A 10,571-nucleotide genomic window follows, 5' to 3' on the forward strand; every position below is an offset into this window, starting at 1 on the left:
GGTGGTAGAAAAACAGCGTGGTGTAACAATATGGTTAACTGGTTTGAGTGGTGCTGGTAAAACCACTATCTGCCGATTTTTGGATACAAAATTGCGATCGCATGAATATAAAATTGAAGTACTTGATGGCGATGTAGTACGCCAAAATTTAAGTAAGGGGCTAACTTTCAGCAAGGAGGATCGAAACGAGAATATTCGGAGAATTGGTTTTGTAGCTCACCTGCTAACTAGAAATAATATCATTGTACTGGTTTCGGTTATCTCACCCTATCGAGTAATTCGAGAAGAATTAAAAGCACACATTGGAGATTTTATTGAAGTATACGTCAATGCACCACTAGAAGTTTGCGAACAGCGAGATGTTAAAGGTTTGTACAAAAAAGCCAGACTTGGTGAAATCACAAATTTCACTGGAATTGATGATTTATACGAAATACCTCTTAAACCTGATGTTGAATGCAAAACTGATCAAGAAAGTATTGCCGAAAGTGCAAATAAAATTTTAAATAAGTTAGAAGAGTTAGGGTACATCAATCCTCTATTATTGCCACAATTGCACAATTACTCGCGGATATAATGAATCGCTCTAATCAAAACACATTTATGATGCAATATCGTAGATTTGGGCGTACAGAATTGCCAATGCCAGTGTTCTCCTGCGGTGGAATGCGCTATGTCTATACTGAGTATGAGGAACTGACTCAAGAAAAAATTCCCGATGAAAATCAACAGAATCTAGAAGCCACTATTCGCCGTTCTTTAGAAGTTGGCATCAATCACATCGAAACTGCCCGAATGTATGGGACTTCTGAGATGCAATTAGGAGCTATTTTACCTAAATTGCCTAGAGAAAAAATTATTGCCCAGACTAAAATTACTCCTACATCTGACTCTGAAGACTTCCGCCATTTATGTGAGAAATCTTTGCGTTTATTAAAGCTAGATTACATTGATTTATTAACACTGCATGGCATTAATTATGACCAACAATTTGAAGATAGTATTCGTCCCAATGGTTGTTTTGATGTAGCGCGACAATTGCAAGCTGAAGGTAAGGTAAAGTTCATTGGCTTTTCTACCCACGCCCCAACGGACTTAATTATCAAAACCATTGAAACCAATCAATTTGATTATGTAAATCTCCACTGGTACTACATTAATCAATTCAACTGGCCCGCCATTGAAGCCGCCAAACATCATGACATGGGTGTATTTATCATTAGCCCATCAGATAAAGGTGGTATGCTTTATAACCCTCCACAAAAGTTATTAGACTTGTGTCATCCTTTTAGCCCGATGGTGTTTAACGATCTGTTTTGTTTGAGCCATCCTCAAGTACATACTCTCAGCTTGGGCGCATCTAAACCATCAGATTTTGATGAACACTTGAAGGTTATAGAGCTTTTAGAGCAAGCGGATGAAATTTTACCGCCAATTTTAAACCGTTTGGAAAAAGCAGCGATCGCTACACTCGGAAAAGACTGGTATCGTACCTGGCATATTGGTTTACCCACTTATAAAGAAACTCCTGGTGAGATTAATATTCCAGTTATTTTATGGTTGCGAAATTTAGCGATCGCTTTTGATATGTTTGAATATGCCAAAAGGCGTTACAACCACTTAAATACTGCCGATCCTTGGTTCCCTGGTTTCACAGCAGAACGAGTGAGACAATTTGATCTGGGCGATTGTCTGCGTCATAGCCCCCATGCTGAAAAAATACCAGCTTTATTAGAAGATGCCCATAGGTTGTTATCTCAACCTAGTCAATAATAAATTGCGGAGTAGTTTCACCATGTCGCATTATAAGTTATCAAGAAACAATAAAAATTCTACTTTAATTCGTCATCGTTGGCTAGTAATTTTGCTGGCTTTGATAACTGCGATGTCTACGACGGGCTTCGCCTACGCCATAATTATCTATCATCAAATTACCTTAAAAATCCAAGCAACATCAATATCTGAAATTATTGTCCCTTTCCCAACTGAACCCACAACTTTCAATCCAGCTTTAATTGTAGAATCGGCTTATATTTTAAATTATACTTATGAAGGGCTAGTTAAAGAAAATGCTCGTGGAGAAATTGAACCTAATCTAGCTAAATCGTGGCAAACTTCCCAAGACAATAAACAAGTAATTTATACCCTCAGAAAAGGGCTAAAATGGTCAGATGGAAAACCATTAACGGCTGAAGATGTCGTTTTTACCTACAATGAAATTTACCGCCATCCAGACATTCCTACTTACGCTAAAGACTTTTTCATAATTGGTAAAAATCGTACCTTCCCTACTGTGCGAAAACTTGATAATTTGCGAGTTGAATTTACATTACCTGAACCATTTGCTCCATTTATTCGGGCTACAAAATTAGAAATTTTACCAGCCCATATTTTTCGGGAAAGCGTCAAAACAAAAAACCAGGAAGGCATACCTAAATTTATGTCTACTTGGGGGACTGATACTCCACCAGAAAATATTATTGTCAACGGCCCTTATACAATAGAATCTTATACTCCGAGCCAGCGAATAATTTTCCGCAAAAATCCTTATTACTGGCGTAAAGATATTAAAGGCAATTCACAACCCTATATTGAGCGTGTGATTGGGCAAATTATTCCTAATCAAGATACTTCTTTAATCCAATTTCGTTCTGGAGGATTAGATTACATTAATGTCAATACTGATTATTTTTCATTATTAAAACATGAAGAAAGCAAAGGGAAGTTTACTGTCTACAATGGCGGACTTTTTGTCGGGTCAACTGCTATTACTTTTAATCTCAATAAAGGTAGTAGGAATGGTCAACCACTGGTCGATCCCATAAAATCTCGTTGGTTCAATACAGTGGAATTTAGACAAGCAGTTGCCTATGGAATTGATCGCCAACAAATACTCAACAATATCTATAAGGGATTGGGTAAACTGCAAAATTCGCCGATTGCTGTACAGAGCAAGTATTATTCTCCTGTCCAAACTGTCTATGAATACAATCTTCAAAAAGCGAAAAAATTACTTCTAAAAGCAGGCTTTAAATACAACAATCAGGGTCAGCTATTAGACGAACAAGGAAATATTGTCCGCTTTAGCCTAATGACGAATAGTACCAATAATGCATTGCAGGCGATGGGAGTACATATAAAACAAAATTTGAGTAACCTTGGCATAACTGTTGATTTTAATCCCGTAGCTGCTAGCATTTTCATCAATAAATTGACTCAAACTTTCGATTGGGAGTGTCAATTACTTGAGGTTGCTGTCGGTCAAGAACCGAATGATTGGGCTAATGTTTGGTTGCCTGAAGCTGGTTGGCACTTTTTTAATCAAGAATCTCAAGCAGGACAAACGCCGATAATAGGGCGACAGGTTGCAGATTGGGAACGAAAAATTGGTAATTTATACATTCAGGCAGCCTCTGAGGTGGATGAATCAAAGCGTAAAGCTATGTATGTAGAAACTCAACAAATTACTCAGGAGTATCTGCCATTTATTTATCTAGTTAACCCTTTATCAATGGTGGCAGTACGAAATCGTATCCAAGGTATTGAACACTCTGCCCTAATAGGAACATTTTGGAACACTTATGACCTGAAACTGACTGATATTAACTAAAGAGGATATCGTTTGTATGCAAATTCCTATCATTGATTTCAATTCTTTTCTTATAGGTGACTCAACCGCAAAAGAAGCTGTTGCTACACAAATTTCTCTTGCTATTCATGAGGTCGGATGTTTCTACCTCAAAAATTATGGTATTCCTCAGACTCTAATCGCTCAAGTCTTTTCACAAACCGAGTGCTTTTTTGCACTACCGGAGCATGAAAAAGAGCAAGTATCCTTCTTTCCAGACCGGAATCTTCGCGGATATCATAATTTTAAAAAGAGTGAAGATAAACATAATGCGAATGAGCTAATGACTGAAGGATTTCATTTTGGGAAAGAAATTACTCCCGATGAAATTGGTGCGATTGAAGATCCTTTTTTTGAACCGAATAAATGGCCTAAAAATCCGACTCAGTTTCATGAAGTAATGATGGAATTTTTCACGGGTTGTCACGAAAGCGCCCTAAAAGTATTCCAAGCTTTGGCTATTTCCCTAAGAATTCCAGAAGATTACTTTACAAATTTATATTCAGAGCAGAATCACGGCATAGTTTTGCATCACTATCCATCTATATATCAGCCTCCAGAACTAGGGAAAGTTTATCTGGCAGAACATACCGACATAGGTACTCTCACATTTTTATTTCAAGATTCAGAAGGTTTAGAAGTATATACAAATGCTGGAGAATGGGTTGTAGCGCCCTTCATTTCTGATGCAATTATAGTATTGGTTGCAGATTTAATGCAGCGATGGACAAACGATAAATTTTGCGCTACACGACATCGAGTTATAGTTCCAACTCAATCTCACAGTGCTAAACAAAGGTACTCATGCGCCTTTTTTACAGGCCCTAATTACGATGCTCCAATTAACTCCATTAAGAGTTGTTTAGATGTAGATGAAGTTCCTAAGTATCCCCCAATTCTTGCCCAGGAATATTTCAAGCAGCCAAAAGGATAGCTACTAATTTAGATTCAATAAATGGACAAAATACAATTGCTAGCAAAATTAAATCCTCCAACTTGGTTAAAAATTCTGGTAATTAGCCTGATTGGGTTAGGTATTTTCTTTCGCTTTACCCATTTAGGACAAAAAGTGTATTGGTACGATGAAATTGCTACATCGCTGGCAATATCTGGTCATACGCTAGCTGAGGTTAAACAAGAGGTTTTTAGCAATTGGGGCAATAATCAAGGCATAATTCCTGCCATAACTTTAGACAAATATCAACACATTAATCCAGATCGATCTGTGGCTGATACAGTTCGCTACTTAATAACTTCAGACCCGCAACATCCACCTTTGTATTATGTAATGGTGAGATTGTGGGCGCAAGTCTTTGGGGATTTTCCGGCAGGAGTCAGGAGTTTATCAGCAGTAATCAGTCTGTTGATATTTCCTAGTGTGTATTGGTTGTGTTTAGAGTTATTTGAATCACCACTAGTAGGGTGGGTGGCAATGGCTGTGATGGGGATTTCTCCCTTGCAGGTTTTCTTTGCCCAAGATGCACGAGAATATGGTCTGTGGATGGTGATGATCCTAGTATCAAGTGCTGCTTTGTTGCGAGCCATTCGCCGAGAAACTTTCTTTACCTGGGCTGTGTATGCTCTCACCCTATCCTTGGGATTTTACACCCATTTATTAACAGTAATGGTTGCGATCGCTCATGGTATTTATGTAGTTATTAGGCAAAAGTTTCGCTTTGACAAAACCCTGCGTAATTATTTACTGAGTTCAATAGCAGCTTGCTTAATGTTTTTACCCTGGCTAACGGTGCTTATTACTAAAGCTGACACAGCAACAAATCTTTTGTCATGGATAACATTTAAAACAGATAGCCCTTTTGACCTGATTGGAATTTGGCTCAGTCGCATTAGCAGAATATTTTTTGATTTTAATTTGGCTTCTGATGATGCTTGGGTCAAGAATTTACCTGCGGAAAGCCCTTTATCTTATAGTATTCCTACGATAATAGCTAGTTTATTTTTAATTATTTATATATTCATTTTTTTTATAAAATCTCTCTCAACTAACGCTAGTTTATTTATTGCTTTATTAGGGGGATTTCCAGGGTTAACATTGCTTTTCTACGACCTAATTTTTGGGGGAATTCGCTCTATTCATTTTCGCTATCAGTTACCGTTATACCTCAGCATTCAAATTGCTGTAGTGTATATTTTAGCTTTCCATGTTTTCTTGGCGAAGAACTGGCAGAAAAACTTTTGGCAAGTCATTGTGGTAGGGTTACTCATCTCTGGGCTAGTTTCTGATGTCAGATTTTTTCAGTCTGAAACTTGGTGGCCACAAATAGGTGCTAAGAATTTGCTAGCAATGAGTCAACTTATTAATCAATCTAATAATAATATTTTATTGGTAAGTAGCAAAAATGATTATAACTTGGGAGTTATTCTCACCTTAAGTCATAATTTAGAGCCAAAATTTCGCTTACTTACCATACAAAATGACCAGTTACCAATAATGCCTCAAGACTATAAATCTATCTTCTTTGTTGACGACCTGGAGAATAGTTTAGCTCATCAACTCCAGCAAGATAAAACTAACTCACTTAAATTAGTCTACCCACTTGAAGGATTTTGGCAACTCGATAAAAATCAGAAAACGTGAAGATTACTGATTGTAGCAGTCTCAATAAAAAACATTAAGAGAGTAGAAACTGAATGAAGCAATATCTTGACTATTTTAATATTATTTATCTGAGAGATAAAATCTACTTTTATCTTCATTCGGCGCTTTTTAGTCGGTTTATTCGCTTTGCTGTAGTTGGTTTTAGTGGAGTATTTGTAGACTTGGGGGCATTCTATTTTTTACATAGCTCATTATGTCTGGCGTTAACTCTTAGTGCAATGCTTTCCACAGAAATAGCAATTATTAATAATTTTCTGTGGAATGATTTATGGACGTTTGGTGATGTGTGTTTTCAGCAAAAAAATAGTCAAAAATTACAACGTTTCGTCAAGTTTAATCTCATTTGTTTGGTTGGACTTATTTTCAATAGCCTAATTGTAAATTGGCTATTTTATCAATTTCAAGTGAATGAATACATAGCTAAATTGGTAGCGATCGCTTGTGTAACACTTTGGAATTTCTGGCTCAATCTGAAGATGAACTGGCAATTAACCAAGACAGAAGTAGATGTAGTTGTAGATATTTAAGAAAAAATCATGTTAAAACCACTAGTTATGTTTGGTTATAGTTTAATTTTTATAATTACTATAATTTTTTCTTCTGGATTGTTGAATGTAATTTTACCCTATTACAAGACTATCCAAAATCTTGGTGAAATCAGTGTTAAATGGCAATATTTGACTGAACACAAAGATGATTATGACGCTATTTTTTTGGGGCCAAGTACTACTTATTTTGGGGTGATACCGAAATTGTTTGATAAATACATGACAACAGAGGGGAAGAGTGTAAAATCTTTCAACTTTGGTATTGCAGGTGCAAATGTATCAGAACTAGATTTTTATTTACAAAAAATTCTGGCTTTAGAACCAGCAAACTTAAAGTGGATATTTCTAGATTGTTCAGTTGACCTATTTACAAACATTGGCTCTACTTCCGCTCAAGAAATATACTGGCATACTCCTCGTAAAACGTTAGAAAATTTCCAATTAATTTTGGAATCATCAATCGATAACTGGAAAGTAAAAGTTCCATATATATACGCTAACTTTCAAAGCTTTATCTACCGATGGCTAGGGATTGGTCAGCTTTCTACTTTGTGGCAGGAAGCAATATTAAATTTGGATCTATCAAATTCAGATCCATTAGCAAAAGTATCTGAGGATAGGCTCATACAAGAATCGGGATATTACGCAATAGATTGGCAAGAAAAAGCTGAGAAGTGGAAGACTATATTTAGAGGAAATGGTTTGGATACTTATCAAAAAAATCTCAAAAATGAACAAACAAAATTAGCAAATTTAAATTCAGAAAATGCATTTAACGAGCCATCCACAATATATGGAGCGAAAATGATGAAAAATATTGTTTCCCGGATTGAACAACAGCAGCAAATTAATAACAAGAAAATGGAAGCTATATTTTTTATTCCTCCAATTCTAGAAGCTGATTCCAACCCATTCGCTATTTACAGAGCATACAAATCAGGATATATCGATACTTTATTTGCTTTTAATAATCCTAATGATTTTACTAATTTATATGAACTCGATCGCAGAATTGATAGCGCACATCTAAATAATCAGGGCGCTGAAGAATTCACAGTTTTACTGGCATCACAATTTTCCCAGTATTTGAATAATTCTAGAGAAAAACTTATCAATGGTAAGCTTTGAATACCCAGATTTTATTACCTAATCACTAATTAAATATAAATAAATATGGTATTCACAGAATTTAGATTTATATTTTTCTTCCTGATTGTCTTCTGCATTTATTGGGCTTTGGAGAAACACAATCATCGGAAGTTGTGGCTGCTAGTCTGTAGCTATATATTCTATAGTGCTTGGGATTGGCGCTTCCTTTTTTTGCTCTTACTATCGACAGTTATTGATTACTTTGTCGGTTTAATGCTGTCTAGACCACAGGTTAGTGATTTGCAAAGCGAACGCTCCGTATCAGAACCAGCAATCTCAACAAGCGATATAGTAGAGGAGAGAAAAGCTACAAGTTTTGGAAATTGGGATGCTTTACTGAATAAGCCAATCAATCAGCAGCAGCGCCAAGCATGGTTGGTACTTAGTTTAGTAGCAAATCTAGGAATACTAGGGTTTTTTAAGTACTATAACTTCTTCACTGAGTCTGCTGCAAACTTATTAGCTTTTTTGGGTTTACCTATAAGCCTTACAACTCTTAAAATTATTCTGCCAGCAGGCATTAGTTTTTACACGTTTCAAACTCTGAGTTATTCCCTTGATGCCTATCTCGGTAAACTTAAACCTATTAGAAATTTTTGGGATTTTTCTCTATTTGTAACTTTTTTCCCCCAACTGGTTGCAGGCCCAATTGTCCGTGCATCTACCTTTTTACCTCAACTGCTAACCCCAAAAAACTTAAGCGAGGTTGATTTTCGAGGATGTTTAATGCTTTTTTTCGTAGGGTATTTCAAGAAAGCCTGCATTTCGGATAATCTTTCGCCTTTAGTAGAACAGTATTTCACGAATCCAGAAAATTATACTTTCTTAAGTTGTTGGATTGCTGTTATTTCTTTTGTCATACAGATATACTGCGATTTTTCTGGTTATTCTGATATGGCGATCGCTTCAGCCGGTTTACTTGGATACAAACTACCTCTGAACTTTAATTTTCCCTACCTTTCCGGTAATATTACTGATTTGTGGCAACGTTGGCACATAACTCTCTACAGTTGGTTGCGAGACTATGTTTATATTCCTTTAATGAGAAAGCGACCAAAAGCTGAACGCACAGAACTTTTTGGCTATAGAAATCTTCTCACTTTGATGCTTTTATCAGGACTCTGGCATGGGGCTGCTTGGCATTTTGTAGTTTGGGGTGGATTAAATGGAATCGCCTTAGTTGTTCACAAGCAATGGTCATCTCGGATCGCTCCCTATAAGGAATTAGTACCACTGAGAAAGATGCTAGGTATCCCCCTAACATTGTATTGGTTTTGTGCTTCTGCCATCTTCTTTCGGAGTAACGATCTCAGCAGTGCTGTACAAATAGAAAAATCCTTTTTATTCCTTAATTCTCTTGGTTATGAAAACCTAAATCTCCAAATTGCGTGGATTTTTGTACCTTTAATTATCCTCCACTGGGCGGCTTATAAGGGTTGGTTTGCCGATTGGTGGCGTAAAATTCCTAGTTGGAGTTTTGCTGTTTGCTTTGGGGTATTGGTTTCAACAATATTTCGGCTGACGGCAATTAATCCTCAACCTTTTGTTTACTTTCAGTTTTAGCGTGCGATCGCTTGTTGCAAAAAGAATACCAATACCTTTTAAATTACCACCATCAATTAGAGAGATATGACAACAATTTACTTACATATTGGAATGCCCAAGACTGGAACGACTTGCCTACAAAAAGCATTATTTAATAACAGGGAGAAACTTTTAGAAAACGGTTATTTGTATCCTAATTGTGGTATAAAATACAACGCAAAAGAAATAGTAAACCGTTACTGTCATAATACTTTAGCCCATTATTTAATGGGTTTTGAAAACAAGGATAATGCACTTTCACAATTTAAAGTTTGGGAAGAAATGAAAAGAGAAATAGACTCTATAAATCCTAAAAATGTGATAATTTCCGCAGAAGCTTTTACTTCTTTTGAAATCTTTTATCAACCGGAAACACTTGCAAAAATAAAAAATTTCTTAAAAGAATATGAAATCAAGATAGTTATCTATCTAAGAAAGCAAGATGAGTTTTTAGAATCCTCTTACTGTTACATGGTTAAACTAGGAGCATGTAGCGTGGGAATTAAAGAGTTGTTTAATCAATACCAGTACATATTTAATTATTATCAAATACTAGATAATTGGGCAGATATATTTGGATATGAAAATATTATTGTTCGACGTTTTGAAAAGTCAAATATGAAAAATCATGTTTTTGATGATTTCTTAGGAGTAATTAATCAATTCGACAATAAAAGGGATTATAAAATTGATTATGCTGCAAAAATAAATGTGTCTCCTTCAGGCAAAAGTATCAAAATGCTTTTGCTTATAAATAAGTTTAATGAAACAATTTTAGCGAGACTTCTAAAACTAGATGATAACTACTGGTCAAAATATCAAGATTTTTTGAATTTCTTATCCAATAACAAAATAATAAGTGGAATAGTATCAAAACTACCCAACTTTTTAGTTGATAATGTGCTTCTATCATCGGAAGAAAAGCAAGATTTTATGAGACAATTTAAAGAATTAAATAGTCAGGTTGCCAACAAGTATTTAGGTCAAAAAGATGGAATATTATTTAGCGATTATTCCTAGTTATATAACAATATGATTCAGT

Annotated in this window: 9 protein-coding genes; all 9 read left to right on the top strand. The window is 35.7% G+C overall.

Annotation, left to right across the window (positions count from 1 at the left end; all coding sequences use genetic code 11):
• Nucleotide 1: 1 nt before the first annotated feature.
• On the top strand, nucleotides 2-577 hold the full coding sequence (gene cysC, locus CDG76_RS00770; protein ID WP_094347216.1) for an adenylyl-sulfate kinase: 576 nt from the start codon (nucleotides 2-4) through the stop codon (nucleotides 575-577).
• 29 nt (nucleotides 578-606) lie between these two features.
• Nucleotides 607-1,773, top strand: a complete 1,167-nt coding sequence (locus tag CDG76_RS00775) for an aldo/keto reductase (protein WP_094347898.1) — start codon at nucleotides 607-609, stop codon at nucleotides 1,771-1,773.
• Nucleotides 1,774-1,795: 22 nt separating this feature from the next.
• Nucleotides 1,796-3,610, top strand: a complete 1,815-nt coding sequence (locus tag CDG76_RS00780) for an ABC transporter substrate-binding protein (RefSeq protein ID WP_190240718.1) — start codon at nucleotides 1,796-1,798, stop codon at nucleotides 3,608-3,610.
• A 16-nt stretch (nucleotides 3,611-3,626) separates the two neighbouring features.
• A complete protein-coding gene (locus CDG76_RS00785) occupies nucleotides 3,627-4,562 on the top strand; it encodes an isopenicillin N synthase family dioxygenase (protein WP_094347217.1) in 936 nt (311 codons plus the stop codon).
• Between the two features lie 21 nt (nucleotides 4,563-4,583).
• On the top strand, nucleotides 4,584-6,227 hold the full coding sequence (locus CDG76_RS00790; RefSeq protein ID WP_094347218.1) for a glycosyltransferase family 39 protein: 1,644 nt from the start codon (nucleotides 4,584-4,586) through the stop codon (nucleotides 6,225-6,227).
• 53 nt (nucleotides 6,228-6,280) lie between these two features.
• Nucleotides 6,281-6,775 (top strand): GtrA family protein, encoded by a 495-nt coding sequence (locus tag CDG76_RS00795; protein WP_094347219.1) that lies wholly within the window; start codon nucleotides 6,281-6,283, stop codon nucleotides 6,773-6,775.
• Between the two features lie 9 nt (nucleotides 6,776-6,784).
• Entirely contained in the window at nucleotides 6,785-7,924 is a 1,140-nt protein-coding gene (locus CDG76_RS00800; protein ID WP_094347220.1) for a hypothetical protein, read from the top strand.
• Nucleotides 7,925-7,969: 45 nt separating this feature from the next.
• Nucleotides 7,970-9,508: an MBOAT family O-acyltransferase gene (locus CDG76_RS00805; protein WP_094347221.1), complete on the top strand. Its 1,539-nt coding sequence runs from the start codon at nucleotides 7,970-7,972 to the stop codon at nucleotides 9,506-9,508.
• 66 nt (nucleotides 9,509-9,574) lie between these two features.
• Nucleotides 9,575-10,549 (top strand): hypothetical protein, encoded by a 975-nt coding sequence (locus CDG76_RS00810; protein ID WP_143853999.1) that lies wholly within the window; start codon nucleotides 9,575-9,577, stop codon nucleotides 10,547-10,549.
• Nucleotides 10,550-10,571 lie beyond the last annotated feature (22 nt).

It is taken from the genome of Nostoc sp. 'Peltigera membranacea cyanobiont' 210A, assembly GCF_002246015.1.
Taxonomy (GTDB): Bacteria; Cyanobacteriota; Cyanobacteriia; order Cyanobacteriales; family Nostocaceae; genus Nostoc.